Here is a 17,621-nt window from a genome sequence, read left to right as displayed (position 1 = left end):
GCAGATACATTCTCAGGGCGGGGTGTGACTCCCCACCGGCGGTGATAGTGTTTTCACTTAAGCCCGCGAGCGCCTGTACTGAGCATACTCAATACAGGGTCAGCAGATCTGGTGCGCATAACTGCAACTCCAGAGCCGACGGTAATGAACGCATGGTGCGTACTAAGTCCGGATGAAAGAGAATATAAGATAACTGCATGCAGTCCACACTGTAAGCAGACCTATGCTTATACATCTATCACAATAGGCTTATTGTCTAGCGTTAGATGACTTTTCCAATGCCCTGATTCTGGCTAAACCCATGTTTAAGTATTACTAAGGAATAAACCATGAATCAGTCACTATTAGCCCCTTATGGCAATGCCATTGAACGTGTAGAGACGGCGCTAGAAGCCCTCAAACAAGGACAAGGTGTACTTGTTGTTGATGACGAAGATCGAGAAAATGAGGGCGACCTAATTTTTTCAGCTGAGCATCTCACTAATGCGCAAATGGCCATGTTGATTCGCGAATGCAGCGGCATCGTCTGTCTTTGTCTAACTGATGAGCAATGTCAGCATTTAGCACTGCCACCTATGGTAAGCGACAACTCGAGCCAATATGGCACAGCCTTTACTGTGAGCATTGAAGCCAAAGAGGGAGTCACCACCGGCGTCAGTGCCGCAGACAGAGTCACCACCATCAAAACCGCCATTGCCGACAATGCCGTCGCTAGCGATCTAGCACGACCAGGACATGTCTACCCTTTGCGCGCCCAACCCGGTGGAGTATTTACTCGACGTGGCCACACTGAGGGCACAATTGATTTAATGATACTCGCAGGCTTAAAGCCAGCGGGCGTATTATGTGAAGTAACCAACCCAGATGGCACGATGGCACGCTTGCCGCAAATCATTGAGTTTGCAAAGCAACACGCAATGCCGGTATTAAGCATTGAAGATATTGTCGCTTATCGTAAAGCCAGTTTAGCGCAAGCAAGCTAAGCATTTATTTACTATGGCTAAACAATAAATACCATATCTAGTTTATTGTTTAGCCTTTAAGCCATCAAGGCTTAGCTTCTAGCCGTATCTGCCTTAAAAATCAACAACAGCAATAAGTTGCAAACTATTACAATACGTTGCTAATTAACCCTGCTGACATTAATTTCGTGACCTAGATTAGACTTTGGTGAAATAACCATGACATCGGATAACGGCTATGATAATTATCCTACTCTTCTTTTTCAGCGGTGCGATACCTCTGGCGCAATTTATCAACAGGGAGTGATCCATGGCGTCAATGTTGAATCGAATGAGCCTTAAACAAAAGCTTATTCTGTTTGCAGCCATTCCAACTGTGGTAGTGCTTATTTTTGGCACTTTGCGCATGTTAACCTTGTTTGAACGTTTCCATGTTGCTCATACCAATTCGACCGCAATCACTATCACTCAGCAAATTGAGTCGTTAATTTTTGAAGTGCAAAAAGAGCGCGGCTTATCGGCCGGCTATCTCAGCAGTCAAGACAACCAATATCAACGCAAGTTGATTTCACAACGCGAAATTACCGACAGCCACATCGCGGCGTTACTCGATAACGCCAACCTAACCAGTTTGTTGCAGTGGTTCGACAATGCTGACCACAACAAGAGCTTAGCCGTCAAAATTCAACGCATCATGCTATTGACGCAGCAACTGACAACTGTACGACAACAAGTTGATAGCAAGCAAGGCAATCAGAGTTTTGACTATTATTCAGAGTTAAACCTCAACTTACTGCGCTTTATCGACCAGTTACAAATCAGATCCAATAGTATTGCCCAAAGCCAAGCATACAACGACCTGTTGCACGTACTGCACATTCAAGAGCTCGCTGGCAAGCAACGCGGACTGGTTAATCGTTTACTGTCTTCAAAACAACTCGAGTCAGAGACTTTTCTGGCAATTAATCACGTTGAAAGCGAGCTACAAGAACAGACTGTAGAGGCGTTATCGACAATGCGGCCTCAACACCGACAGGTACTAGACCAAATACTCAATAGCAACAGTAATAGCACTCTGCTGAGCATGCGCGACAATATTGCCGTACAAATGCGCATTGTCGACCAAGCCCATGAAATTAATAAATTAATGGGCTACGGCGGCCTTATCCACGCTTTTAAAAACTACCTGTTACGCGGTGAAGACCACTACTATCAGCTGTTTCATACCCACCTAGAAACCTTGCAGCAATACCTCAACCAGCTCAGCAATACTCCCGGGTTAACCGAAGCGCAGCAGGCTGCCGTGGCAGCAATCAAATCTACGATCAGCTTGTACAAGCACAATCTAGATGAGCTCAGCGTGTTAAAGCAGACCGGCAACGACATTAGCGCCCAAGACAAACACGTGCGAATTAATGATCAACCTATGCTAAAAGCATTAGAAGTGCTGCAAGCACAGCAGCCTTTGGTATCGAATGTGCAATGGTGGAATACGGCAAGTCATCGTATTGAAGCGCTTTACCAATTAAGTACGTCTATTACCCAAGAGTTAGCGACATTGAGCGCCACTGAAAGACAACAGGCAGTCAGCTACCTGATTATTGGTTTTAGCATTGCCATACTGAACTTGGTTTTATTACTGTTTTTTGGCCGCAACCTCATTAGAAGCTTAGTGGGTAGTATCACTCAAATTGTTAACGCCATGGGGAATATGGCTAAAGATCCGCAGCTTGAACATCGCTTTACCGTCCGTGGCAATGATGAAATTGCGCAGCTATCGCAGTCACTCAATACCATGCTGGACGAACGGAAAAAATCCCATTCACAACTGGAACTCGCCGCGGCAGTATTTGAGTATTCCGCCGAAGGCATTGTGGTCACCAACAAAGATAACTTGATTGAACTGATCAACCCCGCCTTTACCCAAATAACCGGCTATACCCTAGATGAAGTAAAAGGCCGCAGCCCAGCAATACTTAATTCTAACCAACAGCCACGCCGTTTTTATGATTCAATGTGGCAATCCTTACAAGAGAAAGATCGTTGGGAAGGTGAGATTTGGAATCGCCGCAAAGATGGACAGATTTATCCGGAATATCTGGCAATCACTGTGGTTCGTGATGACGATGGCAATATTGTGCATCACATCGGGCTGTTTTTGGATATCAGTAAACGCAAGAAATATGAACACGACATTTGGTACAAAACCAATTTTGACGCATTAACCAATCTGCCTAATCGACACTTATATAACACCCGTTTTCAAGAAGCACTGGACGCGGCCACTCAAGACAGGCAACCAATTGCCATTTTGTTTATTGATCTTGATAGATTTAAATACACCAATGATATTTATGGCCACAACACGGGTAATGAGTTACTCAAACTGGTCGCCGCGCGCTTAGAAACCTTACTCGGTAAAGAAGATTTTCTGGCTCGATTAAGCGGCGATGAGTTTGTTATCATCATGCAGAAAATTGCCAACCCCCAAGCAATTCAACGTATGGCCGATCAAATTGTGCAGCACCTATCATCACCATTCGGTGTACTGAATAATGAAGTGATGATCTCAGCGAGTGTGGGCATCAGTCAGTTCCCTGATAATGGCGACGATATTGAAACCCTCACCCGCAATGCAGAAACCGCAATGTACCAAGCCAAAGGGGAAGGACGTAACACGTACCGATATTTCTCTTCAACAATGAACCAGCAAATGATAGCGCGAATTGAGCTAGAACAGCATTTGCGCCATGCGGTGATTCATCATCACTTTTGCCTGCATTATCAGCCAATTATCGATATGCACAGCGGTGATATCGTGGCGGTAGAGGCGCTGATCCGATGGAACGACCCCAAACAGGGACTCATTTCACCCGATGCGTTTATCCCGATTGCTGAAGAGACCGGCTTGATAGAACCCGTAGGTGAATGGGTGGTCCAGCAGGCACTAACTGATTTGCGTCAATGGCATGACCAAGGTCATATGATCAACATGGCAATCAATGTCTCTGGCCGCCAGTTGATTAACGCCCAACAAAAGTCGTTTCATTGCCTACTACAAGGTTGGCTGCAAAAGCTAGATATTGAGCCTAGCTATGTCCACGTTGAAATCACTGAATCAATGTTGATGGCAGACAAAGAGCTTAGCCTGCAAGCGCTGGCATCGATTCGTGCTTTGGGAATCGATATCTATATTGATGACTTTGGTACCGGCTTCTCTTCACTGAGCTACTTAACCCGCTTCCCTATTTCGGTGATTAAAATCGATAAGAGCTTTATCGACAATATGATTGAGAAAAACTCAGACGCAAACCTGATTAAAGCCATAATCCAAATGGGTAAAAGCTTAGAATTAAACTTAGTGGCGGAAGGGATTGAAACGTTAGAGCAGCACGCCTATCTACAACAATTAGGCTGCGATTATGGCCAAGGTTACTATATTTCTAAGCCATTGCCTGCTGTGCAGTTACTCAATTTACTAAAAACAAAAACCGATGATAAACATCGGTTTGAAGGGCAATCTTTTAATATTTAGGCAAGCAATCGTGCTTGCCTAAACCAACTTACTCGCAGTTAAGCTTCAGTTGATGTCATAACGCTGGCTGATTCTTCTACCGCCATTTGCGCCAAATCTTTATCAACAAAGAACAATGCCTTGCCGTCTTCGCCCACTAGGCGAATCTTATCAACAATAGATTTAAACAGTTTTTCTTCTTCGTGTTGCTCAGACACATACCACTGCAAGAAATTAAACGTTGAATAGTCTTGGTTGGTAAATGCCACATGAGCCAACGCGTTGATTTTAGCAGTGATCATCTGCTCATGTTCGTAGGTGTATTCAAATAGCGCTAATAGCGAATTGAACTCTGCCTGTGGTGCTTCAATCGCACCGAGTAACGGCATACCGCCAGTTTCGCTGACATAAGTAAACAAGCGATGCATATGTTGCATCTCTTCATCAGCATGGGCACGCATAAATTTTGCTGCGCCTTCAAAGCCCTTATCTTCACACCATGCACTCATCTGTAAATACAAGTTAGAAGAGAAAAACTCGACATTAATCTGTTCATTTAACTGATCAATCATTGTTTGCGTCAGCATATTCCGTCCTCATCAATCACGATTTATATTTTTGTTGACGCATATTGTGTTTTAGCCCTTGATGAATTGCAAACTTATTTACTCTATTGCCGCAATCTAAATCCTTGTTTATAAAATACAAATTATTATCATTCCCAATGGGTTACTCACTAACACGTACCACCGCAACATTTACTAACTTTTTCGTACAGACCTATTAACATTTACCTTCTAGTCTATATAGGACATCAATCGGTCATAGCAAACATCCCCGTGGTAAAGGATACCCATGAACCTCACTAAGATAAGCACCAGTAATCCAGCAGGCACTTTAGTCACTTTGCTGCTGATCGCCATTTTTGGTGTGCTTGCTATTACCCAATTGCCGATCCAATTGCTGCCCGATATTGAACGACCACAAGTCTCAGTATTTAATAACTGGCGCTCCGCTGCGCCACAAGAGATGGAATCTAATATCATTGAGCCGCAAGAAAACGTGCTGCGCCAAGTGCCAGGCGTAGTGGAGATGACATCCAACATCTCCCAAGGTTTTGGTGGTGTGACCCTCACCTTTGAGGTGGGCAGTAATATGCAAGAGGCAATGATTAATGTAATCAATGCTTTAAATCAAACTCCGCCACGCCCGCTCGATGCCAACGAGCCGTTTATCAACGTCGGGGGCGGCAGCGGTTCTCCCAATTTAGCCTCACTTTTAATCCGGATGGCACCGGGTAATCCCAATACCGATTTTGGCCAGTATCAAAAACTAATTGATGATCAGGTAGAGCCTAGACTGCGCAGAATTACCGGTGTTGGCGCGGTGCAACTACAAAGCCGCCTGCCAAAAGAGTTACACATCGAATTTGACCCTTACCGAGCTGCCGCTTTAGGCATCACCTTAGACCAACTGCGCAGCACCTTGTCTCGCGCAGCAGATATTTCTGGCGGCACAGCCAATGTGGGGCGTCGCCAATACACAGTGCGTTTTATTGGCCAGTATACGCCTGACAATTTAGGCAACCTGATTGTCGCCTATAACGAAGGCCGCCCCATTTATCTCAATGAGCTGGCCGAGGTATCAATCTCAACAGCCGAAGTACAAGGCTTTACCAAACGCAATGGTTATCCTGCCTACTACATGACATTAGAGGGCACCTTCGATGCCAACACCGTAGAAGTACTCGATGGCGTCAATCAAGCAATTAAAGAGCTCAATGCTGGGGTGTTACAAGAAGCAGGCTTAGTCATTGATTTATCCTTTGATGCGTCGGTGCACATTAAGCGCGCCATCTTGCTGGTTAAAGGTAACTTGGCCATCGGCGTCTTGTTGGCACTCGTGATTCTGTTTAGCTTTTTACGTAGTTTTCGCGCCACATTAATGATTGCCTCAACCATTCCCGTTGCTCTACTCATTGCCTTTTTCGCACTTGAAGCCATGGGCCGAACACTGAATGTGATCTCTTTAGCTGGCTTAGCCTTTGCCGTAGGACTAGTCCTAGATGCGGCCATTATCGTGCAAGAGAACATTGTTCGATTGTTACAGCAAGGCCAAGATCTCAAACGGGCTATCGCCGAGGGCACTGCTCAGGTCAAAGGTGCGTTAATGGCTTCTACCGCCACCACGGTGGCCATTTTCTTGCCCATTTTATTTATGCCAGGTGTAGAAGGTCAGCTGTTTTCTGATCTTGCCCTTACTTTGTCAGTTGCCGTGGTGTCATCACTACTCAGTGCCATTACATTGATACCAGTATTTAGCCTGTTGTGGCTAAAACTCACGCCAGCCAATCAACAGTCCCAGCAAGATAGCTTATGGCAAAGACTCACTCAGGTGATTCGACTACTTACCGGGGATAAGAAACGTGCGAGCTTATGGTGCGCCGTTTTAATACTGGGGAGCTTAGTACTAACAGTTGCATTAATGCCGCGGCCAGATTTTTTACCGCAAGCCCGTTCTGATGGCATATTCGCTTTTTTCTCCTTGCCACCGGGGGCTAACGTTAAAACCTTAGAAAAAGAGGTAGGCGACACCATCATTGCACGGCTTAGACCCTACTATGACAAAGAGAAACAGCCCTATATCCGCGGCTACAACTTCTCGATGTACTCGGCTTTTAACGTGCTATTTATCTACCCAGAAGACCCACAGCAAGCCGATGAAATGATTGACTTGTTAAACCAAGAGATCCTAATTGGCCTGCCCGACACTCAAGCTTTTACCAACCGCGGTTCGCTGCTGCAATTTGGTTTTAATGGTGGCCGAGCAATCAATATCGATCTACAGGGCGCCGACATGGAAGCGCTAATGGCCTCAGCATCTGCAGGTATGGGGCTGATTCAAGAAGCATTGCCCGGTGCTGTGGTGCGCCCTATTCCAGGGTTATCTATGGCACAACCTGAATTACAACTGCTACCTAACGAGCGTCGCTTAGCCCAAGCTGGCGTTGATCGCACCCAAATCGCCAATGCGGTGCGCGCCTACACTTCCGGCTTATTTGTTGGCGAGTATTTTGATGGCAATGAGCGTATGGATGTATTGCTCAAGGGGCCTAAATGGCAGGTGCCAGAGCAACTCGCCGCCACGCCGGTTTATACTCAGGCTGCTGGTATTCAAACCATTGGCGAGCTCGCCACATTAAAGCGCACCGTCGGCCCCACGCAACTGCAACGTGTTAATGGCAAACGTAGCGTGAGTTTACTTATTTTCCCTCCAGCTGATATGTCTTTAGACGAGGCGCTGGAGATCCTAAATGCCGATGCTATACCCGCCTTGAAAAAGACCCTACCTAGCGACAGTTCACTGATGTTTAGAGGTAGCGCCGATAAGCTCGATCAAACCATCAAAGATATGGGCGCCAACTTTGCTTTAGCTGTGGTCATTTTATTCCTGTTAATGTCTGCCATGTTTAAATCTGCCAAAGACAGTTTGTTAGTATTGCTGTCGATGCCGATGGCAATTTGTGGTGGGGTGGTCAGCCTGCGCATCCTCAATCTATTTAGCTTTCAGAGTCTGGATCTGTTGACCATGATTGGCTTTATTATTTTGCTCGGTCTGGTGGTCAATAATGCCATTTTGCTGGTTGACCAAACCCGTCAAGGTCATCAAAGTGGTTTACCCATCGACGCCGCGATTTATCAAGCAGTAGCAACACGAGCGCGGCCGGTATACATGAGTACATTGACATCGATTTTCGGCATGCTGCCGCTCATGCTAGTGCCAGGGGTTGGTAGTGAAATTTACCGAGGCTTAGCCGCAGTGATTGTTGGCGGTATGACCTTCAGTGCACTGTTTACATTAATATTGATGCCCAGCTTATTGCGCTTAACCCATCGAGAACAGCGCCCTTTACCGGCATCAGCCACCGATATTGCTTTACCTCAATCAGGAGCCAAATCATGAATCCGCTAACATTAGTCTTAGCCTTATTGCTATTGCTAAGCCCTTACAGCGTAGCTGCCGATGCCCCTGAAACACCGCCAAGACTGGTGTCAGTGGTGCAGGTAGAGAATCGGCCTTTGTCACCTAAAATCATGGTGATTGGCTCGGTTCACTCACGCAATAATGCCGAGTTAACCGCTGGGATTGACGGCAAGCTTGAGTGGATTCAAGAGGCAGGTACCCGAGTGGCCGCGGGTGACACCATTGCCAAGCTAGAACAAACCCGATTGCTACTGCAGCGCGATCAACAACAGGCACAAATTGAGTACGAACAAGTCGGCCTAGCCCGTTTAGATCGTGATTTAGCGCGCTTAAAAAAGCTCATCGTCAATAAAAATGCCTCTGAGACAGAACTAGATAAGGCGCAATCAGATCGAGACTTAGCCGCAGCTAACTTAAAACTGGCGCAAATCAAATTACGCATGATTGCAGATGACCTGCGCAGAACAGAAGTCAAAGCACCGTTTGCCGGTATCATCACCGAGCGTATTCACCAAGCTGGGGAAGATGTCAGCCGAGCAATGTCAATTATCAGCATGACAGACCCTGATAACCTAGAAATTCGCTTGCATGCCCCACTGAAGCATAGCCGCCGAGTCAAAGTGGGTGATAATCTGCATATTTATCACACCCAAGGCGATTTCGATGCCAGTATTCGCGCCTTAATTCCGGTGTCAGATATTCGCTCACAGACTTTTGAAGCGCGCATTGACCTACCCTACGATATGCAGGAGTCATTTAATGTTGGCGAGCTAGTGTCATTGGCACTGCCCATTGCTCCGAAAAAGATGACCACCTTAGTACCACGTGATGCCATCATTTTACGTTCAACGGGGGCCTATGTATTTAAAATTGATGCCGAGGAAAAAGCGGTTAAAATCGCCGTTGAACTGGGTGATGGTGACGGTGACTGGATAGCGGTGAATGGCCAGTTACAACCACAAGATTTTGTGGTGATCCGCGGTGCAGAAACACTGCAGGATGGCCAACAAGTACAGCGCCAATCTTTGCCACAAACTGAGCAACTAGGCGCAGGGTAACGGGCAGTAAAAAGTTCTCTCCGGCGTCCATCTTGGGCGCTTTTTTTTGCCACAAAAATACCAAGGCAAAAACTGTAGCAAAGATCATAGTCTTCTGCCGTCACCGTGGCATAATGAGCGACTATATTCGATATGACTAATCTCGTCATTAACTCACAGTCGCTTAAGGTAAATCGATGTCAAAACATGCTGATCCTTGTTCAACACCCAGTCTTATGCATCCCGACGAGGCTATCGTTAAATTGTTGGCCCAAGTTGATACCCTAACGGATTCAGAAATGGTGCAATTACCCCAGGCATTAGGCCGGGTTCTTGCAGAAGATCTCGCTTCAAGCATCGACTTGCCACCGTTTAACAACTCAGCGATGGATGGCTACGCCTTTCGCTTTAAAGATCTGGCCACCAGCAGCACCTTAAGCTTAATTGGCGAATCATTTGCCGGTCATCCGTTTACCGGTAAACCTCAGCCCAATACCTGTATCCGAATTATGACTGGCGCTCCGGTACCAGACGGCTATGACACAGTGCAAATGCAAGAGAAAGTCACCGCTGAAGGCACTACTATTAGTATTGAAGCCCCCAAAGCCCTCGGTGCTAACGTGCGTTCCCGCGGCGAAGAGGTCAAAACCGGTGGTAAAGTGCTAAAAGCAGGCACTCAAGTTGGCGCCGCCGAAATGGGCGTATTAGCCACCATTGGCGCAAGCCAAGTACGGGTAACCCGTCAGGTGAAAGTGGCATTTTTCTCAACCGGTGACGAGCTGCGCCCTGTAGGGACTGAGCTGGCACCGGGGCAAATTTACGACTCAAACCGCTACAGCATTCAAGGGCTACTTAGCCGGGCTAATGTTGAGTGGATTGACCTCGGCGTCATTGAAGATGACCGCGAAGCCATTCGCCAAGCATTTCGCAGCGCCGCGGCGCAGGCCGATATGGTGATCACATCAGGTGGTGTTTCGGTTGGTGATGCTGACTACACTAAGCAAATTCTCGACGAAGAGGGTGAAATTACTTTCTGGAAACTGGCCATTAAACCCGGTAAGCCGTTCGCCTTTGGCAAGTTAGGCAAAGCGGTATTCTGTGGTTTACCAGGCAATCCGGTGTCGTCTATGGTGACCTTTTATAAGCTGGTTTGGCCGCTGCTCAATAAGATGCAAGGTCTCACACCCGCAAAGCCTGTGCAGCTCAAAGCCAAGCTGAGCGGCGACCTGCGCAAATTCCCGGGTCGAGTTGAGTATCAACGCGGCATTCTAAGCCAAAACGAGCAAGGCGAAGCGGAAGTGACGATCACTGGTGGCCAAGGCTCTGGCATGCTGACATCAATGAGTTTAGCCAACTGCTTTGTTATTCTCGCCCAAGAGCAAGGTGACACCCCAGCAGGCACCTTGGTCACTGTTGAGCCGTTCAACACCGTATTGAGTTAAGGCAAAGGATCACTATGAACGTCGACAACGAAGAGATCTTATCCGATGAAGAGACGCTGCGTTATAGCCGCCATATCTCTATTAAAGCGATGGATTTCGATGGTCAAGAACGATTAAAGCTGGCAAAAGTTTTAGTCATTGGTGCAGGCGGGCTCGGTTGTGCCGCAACCCAATATTTGGCGGTTGCCGGTATAGGGCAAATGACGCTGGTCGATTTTGATACTGTTGAGTTATCTAACTTGCAGCGCCAAGTACTGCATCAAGACCACAATATTGGCCAAGCTAAAGTGGACTCAGCCAAACAAACCCTGTGCCAGCTCAATCCGCATATTCAAGTTGATACCATTAATAAGGTACTCGACGACGATGAAATTGATGCGCTAGTGGCACAGCACAGTTTAGTACTGGATTGTACCGACAATGTCATGGTGAGAGAGCAGCTTAACCGTAGCTGCTTTAGGCATAAAATCCCGTTAGTTTCCGCAGCGGCAATCCGTATGGAAGGAACCGTCACTGTGTTTGATTATCACAGTGACACCCCCTGCTATCAATGTTTTAGCCAGTTATTTGGTGAGCAGCAATTAACCTGTGTAGAATCGGGCATTTTGGCGCCTGTGGTAGGAATGATCGGTTGCTTGCAAGCCACAGAAGCTATCAAAGTAATCGCCAAAATGGGCAGACCACTGGCAGGGCGAATCTTAATGATTGATGCCATGACCATGGAGTTTCGAGAAATGAAACTGCCTAAACAGCCTAGCTGTCCAGTATGTAGCTAGAGCCAACCATGCACCGCTGACCCAGCGGTGCATATTATTAAGGGTATTGGCATGCCACTAGGACTTGCCATTAGCCGTTATCTCACTGACTTGCGCCATCAATAGCCCGTGTTCAACCCATAACGACACCGCAATTCCTCTTACGGTGATATCCAGTGGTTCTTGCCCTTGAGCCAGTTGCGGTATTCCTTTATGCAGTATGGGATCAAACGGCACTTCATATAACGTCACTAACGGCCCATTGGCTTGTTGGTAACGTAACTGCGCTGCGCTGACACCTTGAATCGAGCAGTAACGGCCACCCAGCAGTGCCACTGGCATAGATGCTAGCCGCTGACTGGCTATCACGGAAAAATCTAACTGAGTAAAATAGTCACGTAGAGGCACCAAAGTGCGACTCTTTACCTCCAGTGGTTTCATTTTAATATGATTAACCGCCACCTCATTGGCAATGTCCCAAACATGAGTTGGCGAATCACTGTCATTGACGTTAAACAACACCAACAATAATAGACTGGCGGCAACCGCAAATAGCGCTTGGCGTGTCTGTGCTCGCACGCGCGCCATTATTGATGGCGATAGCGCAGCCCCCTCGGGCGCTACTTGAGCGTGCTCACCTAACAGCTGTTGCAGCTTGTCGAACTGCGCTGAATTCAATGATTGCTCAGCAAAGTAGTGTTTTGTCGCCTGCTTTAACGGCACCGATTTTGACTCTGGTGGGTGATTCATTAGCTTACTCCCCGCCCAATATGGTCAGGTTCATCCGACCATTGTGCAACTTTCGATTTGATTCGATGCAAACGTGACAATATGGTGCCGCGTGGTTGCGCAAGCTCTGTGGCTATTTCATTGGCCGTAAACCCAACAACAGCCCAAAGATAGAGGACTTCCCGTTCAGATATCGACAACTGCACGATGACTTTCTCAATTAAGTCCTGCGCTATGGTCAATTGCTCCAAATTATGTTCATCGAGTAATACCGGCGCGTGTTGCTCAATGCTGTCAAATGCCACACATTGTTGGTGACGGCAGTCATCGATATATTGGTTACGGATCATCTTGCGCACGTAACTCGGCTGATAATTGCCACTATCAGCTCGCCTTAGCCACTTTTCCAACACCGTTTGCAGCAGATCTTCGGCGCGGCTTTTATCTAACGTAAGACAGAAGCAATATCGATAAAGGCTATTGAGCAAACTGGCATCAAACATGGCTATCCTTAGGTAGGTGAAACCCTACCAGCCAGCCTTGCTCAATGGCGCTAAAGAGCTGAGCTGCCCACTCGGCATTAGCACTAATTTGTGCCAAAGATTGTTTTGCCCTAACCGCTAACAAGAGTTGATAGGCAGGCGGTGCTATTGCAGTCACCTTTGCCCTGTCACTGACTCGATGCACCATGAGATAGTACTCACTAGACGGATTCGCTATCACCTTATCTGTCGGTACGGTACTTTGGTGCCGCGACCATAATGCATGTAATGGAAAGCGACTGCTCAGCAGTGATATATCAGCCCGCAGCACTAAGCTCACACTCTGTTGAGTATCAACGGGCAACGACGCCAATGCTGGCCATAACTGGCACGGGATATTGTCTTTAGCATAGTAGCTTTGCTGTACCAGCCACTCTAGCTTAGCCAGCTCACTCAAATAGGCCAGTTGGCTCAAGCTATGGTGTTGGCGCATCAGTGGCTGCAAGAATTCGCTAAACTGAGCACCATATTGATTCAGATTGTTGCCCAGCGGCGGATGGTGCTCAACGTAATCGCGCGCCAGTTGCGCAAAGCAGTGCTCACCCACAATGGTACGACAACATCGATAGCAGTTCGCTAATACACTAACTAACGCTTGTTGATAGTTATTACGGTACACCGCAAAGCGCGACGGTGGTGTGGAGGCTAAGTGGTTGCAAAAATCAGCCGCGCTGTCAGCCGAGATGATCCCGGCCACAAACCGCTGGCGCCATTGTGCCAAATTCATTAGCCGGCGACCCTGTGCTGGGTGGTCTGCATCAAGTCTTCTACCTGTTGCCGCTCCTGCAATAAGCGCGACAAACTCGGTAAATCACTGTCCCACTCAATCATACTGGGTACCACTCCATGTTGATGAATGTAGGCTGAGAATGCTTGCCATACTGGCTCAGCAACCGGGTGATTGTGGGCATCAAGCAAGTAATCACCTTTATCTTCAAAGCCCGCAAGGTGGATCTGTTTTACCCTATCGGGATCAATATCGCTTAATAGCTGTGGCAAGGATTGATCTAAATTTTGGCAAGTAACGTAAGCATTGTTGATATCTAACAGCAGCTCACAATCGGCTTCACCTGCCAGGGCGGATAAGAATTGGCCCTCACTCATCTCATTATCAGGATAAGCTAAATAAGTAGACACGTTTTCGAGCAAAATTCTTTCACCAAGCACATCTTGCACTTGCTTGATCCGCGCCGCCATATAGCTCACCGCTTCTTGGGTGTATGGCATAGGTAACAGATCGGGTACCTGCACGCTGCCATCACTGCAAAAGCAAGCATGCTCTGAATACCACACAGCGCCACTACGCTGCTTCAGGCTTTTTATAGCTCGTAGATAATCGAAATCGATGGGTTTAGCGCCACCTAACGATAACCCGACACCATGCAGTACCAGCGGATAACGCTCGGCAATAGCATCGAGCATACGGAGGTTGAGTCCGCCCTCAACCAACCAGTTATCTACCAATAACTCAAACCAAGGCGCAACACAGTCTGGCTGCGCTAACACCTCATGGGCATGGGGCAGGCGCAAGCCAATGCCGGCGCCACTAATTTTGGCTGCGGCCATTAGCTTTTTGCAGGTTTAACAGCTTTCACTTCCCCGCCAGCGATTTTGTCACAGGTACCAGCAGGCACATACACCCACTCCGTCGGCAGGTTGTCACTTTTGGCTTGGCCGGCGCAGCCATGGCTGCCATCGAGTGCACCGCAGTCATTGCCTCCCGCTTTGGCTATACCGGCACATTTTTCCCACTGCTTAGGTTGCTCTGGCACCGCATTGGCATTGGCAGCGAGACCTGCGGCCAACATGCCGGCTACGGTGATGCTTAGGGCTTTGTTTGATGAGTTCATAGCTATATTCCTTATCGCGTTTAACTAGGGTTCAGTTGCTATAACGAATAAGTGGCCAACTTGATTGCATCACGCTGCAAATAAAAAGCTGCGCTGGATGAGGAAATGAACACTCGCATACAAAAAAACGCACCCTAAGGTGCGTTTTAGCTGTCTGCATGATTGCGGCTTAACCAATAAAGCTTAAGTAACCTTGCAAGATAATGGCATTGACAATATCGATGAAGAAGGCCCCGACAATCGGCACCACCATAAACGCCTGTGGAGAAGGACCGGTACGCGAAACTAACGCCCCCATGTTCATCACAGCTGTAGGCGTCGCTCCCATACCAAAACCACAGTGACCGCCAGCAATAACCGCAGCATCATAGTTGCTGCCCATCACCTTGAAAGTCACGAAATAGGCAAAGGTGGCCAAAATAATGGTCTGCAATAACAAAATGATGAGCAGCGGGATCGCCAGATCAAAAATTTCCCACAGCTTTAGGTTCATCAAGGCCATGGCTAAAAACAGTGACAGAGATACCGTACCCAAGACATCGACACTCTCCGCTTTAATTTTGTAGCCACGAGACAGCTCAGTGATATTGGTGATCACCACGCCAAGAAACAGGGCGTAAACAAAGTCAGGCATTTTCAGCCAACCAATGTCCAATGTTTGTACTAAGCTGCCAATCCATTTCGCACTGGCCACACACAACAGCAAAATAAACAACACTTCAAGAATGCTCTTCGCCGTGACTCTATCTTCCTCTAACTGATCATACGTGACCAAATCAGGATGATCAGTATGGTGATTACCACCTACGCCATAGGATGACTCTAAGCCATTTTTGTTGATCAAACGCTGTGCAACTGGGCCGCCAATAATACCGCCCATCACCAGACCGAAAGTCGCGGCTGCCATAGCAAACTCTAAGGTATTGATACCATAGTTATCGCTAAAAGTTTGTGCCCATGCCGCGCCAGTACCATGGCCGCCCGACAAGGTAATCGAACCGGCAATTAAGCCCATTAATGGCTCTAACCCCAGCATGGTAGCCACCGACACACCCACAGCATTTTGAATGACGATATACAATGATGCGACACCGAGAAAAACAAATACCTTACTGCCGCCTTTAAGCAGCTGTTTATAGCTGGCGGCCAAACCAACGGTACTGAAAAACATCAGCATCAAGGTATTTTGCATCGACAGGGTAAACTGCAAAGATATCTGGTTGAAATGCAATATGGTGATCACCGCAGCCACAATTAGGCCACCGACAATCGGCTCAGGGATATTGTACTTTCTAAAGAGTGCCACATGGCGGTTAACGCTATGGCCAATAAACAACACAAGAATGGCGATGAGAAATGACTCTAACTCACCGATAGCATAAACAGTATTCATGAATCTCCCACTAAGATGACGTCGGTCTGTGGATTTATCGACAACCTCAGATAAATGCTATTCCTTGACCCTAGGTTCAATATGATTTGTCTGTATCAAAATGTAATACAGCCCGCTATTTTGCCATAAAAAAATAGCTGAACGTTATCATCAATTTAGCAAAACACGATATAGGTTGGCTTCTAAGAAAGTGTAATACAGTTTTTGCACATTAACTGAGCAATCAGCGGCTTTTTATTGATTGGATTTTAACCAGCAAAGAAAACGGGCAACAAGTAAGTACTTACTTTGACGCTATAGTAGATTCAACTTGATCAGCTTCTAACGCCTCTAGTCGAGCGCGCTCAGCTTTTGATACATAGGCAGGTTTGCCATTGCTATGTAACTTAGCATTGGCTTTTTTGGCTTTATTCTTTAGCGTTTGGTTAATCTTTTTACGTCGGTTCATATCACGGCCTTGGTTAGTCGCCGCTATTATACGATGTGAAAAAACAAAACGCAGCCTGTAGGCTGCGTTTATTCACTTGCTAAGCTCACACTTAAGATTTGGTCACAACCCAAAGTGCGTGTAATAGCCCTGGTATAAAGAACAACAAACATAAAATGATGTTGATAAGCAGGTCTTTGCCAACACCACTTTTTAGAAATACGGCAACAGGTGGTAGCAAAATAGCGATGATAATCAATAACAGCTTATTTGTATCCATTGGACCAACTCCCTTTTATGAGCAATTATTTTTGTTTAGGCCATGCTAACTTCTCAGGGTTAGCCCAAGTTTGCAACTGCTTTATGGTGTTATCTGTAGTAAAACTCTCGCCCTGAGTCGGCTGACAGAAATATTCGAACTGTTGATTATTATAAACAAAATTCACGCTATACGCGTGTAAATAGCCGCGCTGTGCTGGCTCACCACCATAAAGTGCATCACCTAAAATCGGCACCCCTAAACTGGCAAGTGCCACTCTAATTTGATGGGTTTTACCCGTTAACGGCTTAAGCAAATAGAGTCGCAACCCAGGATCCACTGACTGCGAAAAAAACTGAGTAATGGCAGGATTATCTTTGCTTCGTAGCAGTTTATGCATACTACGCCTGGCTTTAGCCATATCACCGACCACCGCGCCTTGCTTCTTTTTAGGCTTACCTGTGGCTAATGCAACATAGTATTTTTGGATTTGATGGGCGGTAAACATCTGCGTAAACATGGCGGCGGCAACCGCATGTTTAGCAAAGAGCAGTAACCCAGAGGTGAGCGTATCGAGGCGATGAACCGAAAACAATTTAACGCCTAAATCAGCTTCTAACTGTGCCATCACCCCAGCCTGACCATCTTGGCTATGGAAGTGCACCCCTGCCGACTTGTCGATAACAATAAAATCAGCCTCATCGGCAACGATACGATACATATATAC

General features: G+C 46.9%; 16 protein-coding genes and 1 riboswitch. Of the genes, 6 read left to right on the top strand and 10 right to left on the bottom strand.

Annotation, left to right across the window (positions count from 1 at the left end; genetic code table 11):
• Positions 1–4: 4 nt before the first annotated feature.
• Positions 5–188, top strand: a riboswitch (FMN riboswitch).
• Between the two features lie 141 nt (positions 189–329).
• Together ribB and FLM48_RS01050 are read left to right on the top strand one after the other, a co-directional pair.
• On the top strand, positions 330–983 hold the full coding sequence (gene ribB / locus FLM48_RS01055) for a 3,4-dihydroxy-2-butanone-4-phosphate synthase (protein ID WP_179022932.1): 654 nt from the start codon (positions 330–332) through the stop codon (positions 981–983).
• A 289-nt stretch (positions 984–1,272) separates the two neighbouring features.
• The gene (locus tag FLM48_RS01050) at positions 1,273–4,497 is read left to right on the top strand and encodes an EAL domain-containing protein (protein WP_179022930.1); all 3,225 of its coding nucleotides are present in this window, start codon (positions 1,273–1,275) and stop codon (positions 4,495–4,497) included.
• 38 nt (positions 4,498–4,535) lie between these two features.
• On the opposite strand, the gene ftnA is transcribed toward FLM48_RS01050, so the two are convergent.
• Complete coding sequence (gene ftnA, locus FLM48_RS01045) at positions 4,536–5,063, bottom strand: non-heme ferritin (RefSeq protein WP_028772868.1); 528 nt, start codon at positions 5,061–5,063, stop codon at positions 4,536–4,538.
• Between the two features lie 268 nt (positions 5,064–5,331).
• Between ftnA and FLM48_RS01040 the strand changes: the two genes are divergently transcribed.
• The 4 genes from FLM48_RS01040 to moeB all read left to right on the top strand — a co-directional run bounded on the left by FLM48_RS01040 (position 5,332) and on the right by moeB (position 11,715).
• Entirely contained in the window at positions 5,332–8,439 is a 3,108-nt protein-coding gene (locus FLM48_RS01040; protein WP_179022929.1) for an efflux RND transporter permease subunit, read from the top strand.
• A complete protein-coding gene (locus tag FLM48_RS01035; RefSeq protein WP_179022927.1) occupies positions 8,436–9,518 on the top strand; it encodes an efflux RND transporter periplasmic adaptor subunit in 1,083 nt (360 codons plus the stop codon). The genes FLM48_RS01040 and FLM48_RS01035 overlap by 4 nt, the downstream gene beginning before the upstream one ends.
• 176 nt (positions 9,519–9,694) lie before the next feature.
• Complete coding sequence (gene moeA, locus FLM48_RS01030; protein ID WP_179022925.1) at positions 9,695–10,939, top strand: molybdopterin molybdotransferase MoeA; 1,245 nt, start codon at positions 9,695–9,697, stop codon at positions 10,937–10,939.
• Between the two features lie 14 nt (positions 10,940–10,953).
• On the top strand, positions 10,954–11,715 hold the full coding sequence (moeB, locus tag FLM48_RS01025; protein WP_179022923.1) for a molybdopterin-synthase adenylyltransferase MoeB: 762 nt from the start codon (positions 10,954–10,956) through the stop codon (positions 11,713–11,715).
• Positions 11,716–11,772: 57 nt separating this feature from the next.
• Here moeB and FLM48_RS01020 read toward each other — a convergent pair whose 3' ends face one another.
• The 9 genes from FLM48_RS01020 to FLM48_RS00980 form a co-directional block, all read right to left on the bottom strand.
• Positions 11,773–12,444, bottom strand: a complete 672-nt coding sequence (locus FLM48_RS01020) for a hypothetical protein (protein WP_179022921.1) — start codon at positions 12,442–12,444, stop codon at positions 11,773–11,775.
• Entirely contained in the window at positions 12,444–12,926 is a 483-nt protein-coding gene (locus FLM48_RS01015; protein ID WP_179022919.1) for an RNA polymerase sigma factor, read from the bottom strand. Before FLM48_RS01015 ends, FLM48_RS01020 begins: the two co-directional genes overlap by 1 nt.
• Positions 12,919–13,692 carry a DNA-binding domain-containing protein gene (locus FLM48_RS01010; protein WP_179022917.1) on the bottom strand — a complete coding sequence of 258 codons (774 nt, stop codon included), beginning with the start codon at positions 13,690–13,692 and terminating at the stop codon, positions 12,919–12,921. The genes FLM48_RS01015 and FLM48_RS01010 overlap by 8 nt, the downstream gene beginning before the upstream one ends.
• Entirely contained in the window at positions 13,692–14,531 is an 840-nt protein-coding gene (locus FLM48_RS01005; RefSeq protein ID WP_179022915.1) for a DUF692 domain-containing protein, read from the bottom strand. The genes FLM48_RS01010 and FLM48_RS01005 overlap by 1 nt, the downstream gene beginning before the upstream one ends.
• Positions 14,531–14,815, bottom strand: a complete 285-nt coding sequence (locus FLM48_RS01000; RefSeq protein WP_179022914.1) for a DUF2282 domain-containing protein — start codon at positions 14,813–14,815, stop codon at positions 14,531–14,533. Before FLM48_RS01000 ends, FLM48_RS01005 begins: the two co-directional genes overlap by 1 nt.
• A 169-nt stretch (positions 14,816–14,984) precedes the next feature.
• The gene (gene gltS, locus FLM48_RS00995; protein ID WP_028772860.1) at positions 14,985–16,208 is read right to left on the bottom strand and encodes a sodium/glutamate symporter; all 1,224 of its coding nucleotides are present in this window, start codon (positions 16,206–16,208) and stop codon (positions 14,985–14,987) included.
• Positions 16,209–16,491: 283 nt separating this feature from the next.
• The gene (locus tag FLM48_RS00990) at positions 16,492–16,656 is read right to left on the bottom strand and encodes a DUF2986 domain-containing protein (protein ID WP_084632502.1); all 165 of its coding nucleotides are present in this window, start codon (positions 16,654–16,656) and stop codon (positions 16,492–16,494) included.
• 91 nt (positions 16,657–16,747) lie between these two features.
• Positions 16,748–16,915 carry a YqaE/Pmp3 family membrane protein gene (locus tag FLM48_RS00985; protein ID WP_028772859.1) on the bottom strand — a complete coding sequence of 56 codons (168 nt, stop codon included), beginning with the start codon at positions 16,913–16,915 and terminating at the stop codon, positions 16,748–16,750.
• Positions 16,916–16,940: 25 nt separating this feature from the next.
• On the bottom strand, positions 16,941–17,615 hold the full coding sequence (locus tag FLM48_RS00980; protein WP_179022912.1) for a TIGR01621 family pseudouridine synthase: 675 nt from the start codon (positions 17,613–17,615) through the stop codon (positions 16,941–16,943).
• Positions 17,616–17,621: the final 6 nt, after the last annotated feature.

The organism is Shewanella sp. Scap07 (genome assembly GCF_013394145.1).
GTDB lineage: Bacteria > Pseudomonadota > Gammaproteobacteria > Enterobacterales > Shewanellaceae > Shewanella > Shewanella waksmanii.
The sequence above is the reverse complement of the archived record's forward strand: the minus strand, read 5'-3'. Positions and strand labels throughout refer to the sequence as shown.

Coding starts and splice junctions, on each gene's coding strand:
- FLM48_RS00980 (WP_179022912.1), bottom strand. CDS start 17,615: ATGTATCGTATCGTTGCCGATGAGGCTGATTTTATTGTTATCGACAAG.
- FLM48_RS01035 (WP_179022927.1), top strand. CDS start 8,436: ATGAATCCGCTAACATTAGTCTTAGCCTTATTGCTATTGCTAAGCCCT.
- FLM48_RS01005 (WP_179022915.1), bottom strand. CDS start 14,531: ATGGCCGCAGCCAAAATTAGTGGCGCCGGCATTGGCTTGCGCCTGCCC.
- ribB (WP_179022932.1), top strand. CDS start 330: ATGAATCAGTCACTATTAGCCCCTTATGGCAATGCCATTGAACGTGTA.
- FLM48_RS01020 (WP_179022921.1), bottom strand. CDS start 12,444: ATGAATCACCCACCAGAGTCAAAATCGGTGCCGTTAAAGCAGGCGACA.
- ftnA (WP_028772868.1), bottom strand. CDS start 5,063: ATGCTGACGCAAACAATGATTGATCAGTTAAATGAACAGATTAATGTC.
- gltS (WP_028772860.1), bottom strand. CDS start 16,208: ATGAATACTGTTTATGCTATCGGTGAGTTAGAGTCATTTCTCATCGCC.
- moeA (WP_179022925.1), top strand. CDS start 9,695: ATGTCAAAACATGCTGATCCTTGTTCAACACCCAGTCTTATGCATCCC.
- FLM48_RS00990 (WP_084632502.1), bottom strand. CDS start 16,656: ATGAACCGACGTAAAAAGATTAACCAAACGCTAAAGAATAAAGCCAAA.
- moeB (WP_179022923.1), top strand. CDS start 10,954: ATGAACGTCGACAACGAAGAGATCTTATCCGATGAAGAGACGCTGCGT.
- FLM48_RS01015 (WP_179022919.1), bottom strand. CDS start 12,926: ATGTTTGATGCCAGTTTGCTCAATAGCCTTTATCGATATTGCTTCTGT.
- FLM48_RS01050 (WP_179022930.1), top strand. CDS start 1,273: ATGGCGTCAATGTTGAATCGAATGAGCCTTAAACAAAAGCTTATTCTG.
- FLM48_RS01000 (WP_179022914.1), bottom strand. CDS start 14,815: ATGAACTCATCAAACAAAGCCCTAAGCATCACCGTAGCCGGCATGTTG.
- FLM48_RS00985 (WP_028772859.1), bottom strand. CDS start 16,915: ATGGATACAAATAAGCTGTTATTGATTATCATCGCTATTTTGCTACCA.
- FLM48_RS01010 (WP_179022917.1), bottom strand. CDS start 13,692: ATGAATTTGGCACAATGGCGCCAGCGGTTTGTGGCCGGGATCATCTCG.
- FLM48_RS01040 (WP_179022929.1), top strand. CDS start 5,332: ATGAACCTCACTAAGATAAGCACCAGTAATCCAGCAGGCACTTTAGTC.